Source organism: Clostridium fessum (genome assembly GCF_003024715.1).
GTDB lineage: Bacteria > Bacillota > Clostridia > Lachnospirales > Lachnospiraceae > Otoolea > Otoolea fessa.
Genome location: NZ_PYLO01000027.1, coordinates 1 through 757, shown reverse-complemented (window position 1 = coordinate 757; position 757 = coordinate 1). Strand labels below are relative to the sequence as shown.

The 757-nt window shown below is 45.0% G+C and carries 1 tRNA gene and 2 rRNA genes; all 3 read right to left on the bottom strand.

Annotation, left to right across the window (positions count from 1 at the left end):
* Window positions 1–146: ribosomal RNA gene (locus C7U56_RS15780) — 23S ribosomal RNA — on the bottom strand; the annotation flags it as partial.
* Window positions 147–460: 314 nt separating this feature from the next.
* A tRNA-Ala gene (locus C7U56_RS15360) sits at window positions 461–533 on the bottom strand.
* A gap of 7 nt (window positions 534–540) precedes the next feature.
* A 5S ribosomal RNA gene (gene rrf / locus C7U56_RS15355) occupies window positions 541–658 on the bottom strand.
* Window positions 659–757 lie beyond the last annotated feature (99 nt).

Genomic DNA, 757 nt, shown 5'->3' with positions numbered 1-757 from the left:
CTGAGGTCTTCTCAGCCGGGTTTCCCCATTCAGATATCTCCGGATCAATGGATATTTGCTCCTCCCCGAAGCTTTTCGCAGCTTATCACGTCTTTCATCGGCTCTTAGTGCCAAGGCATCCACCCTGCGCTCTTATTAGCTTAACCAATTGATTCACACCGCGGGTACGGTGTTCCTCTCAGATGCATAGCGTTGCATCTTTGGCTTATGGTGTTTACAATTAATAATTGCTTGTTTTTGGTTTGTTTGGTTACACTTTCGTGTAACACCTCGGATGTCTTGATATTTGTTTCAAACCTYTCGGTTTGAACTTTGTATCAGATTTTCAATATGCAGTTTTCAAGGTACATAGTATGTTCACTCAACTAAACTCACTTACATTCGTTAAGGTTCGTGAACTGCCTCGCACTAAATTCAAGCTTCGTCTTCGACTCGCTTTCATTAAGTTGCTTTCGGCAAATGGAGATGGAGAGATTCGAACTCTTGACCCCCTGCTTGCAAGGCAGGTGCTCTCCCAACTGAGCTACACCCCCATAATGAATCCGGCATCCACCTGCTTTCCCATGCCGTCTCCAGCATAGTATCATCGGCCGCTTAGGTCTTAACCATCGTGTTCGGGATGGGAACGGGTGTGTCCCCTAAGCGCATCGACACCGGAAATCTTTCATTTCCTGGATTTCAATCTTTAATTGTCATCCTCGAAAACTCAACAGTATATAAAACCCTTACTTCTTCTTCCTTAGAAAGGAGGTGATCC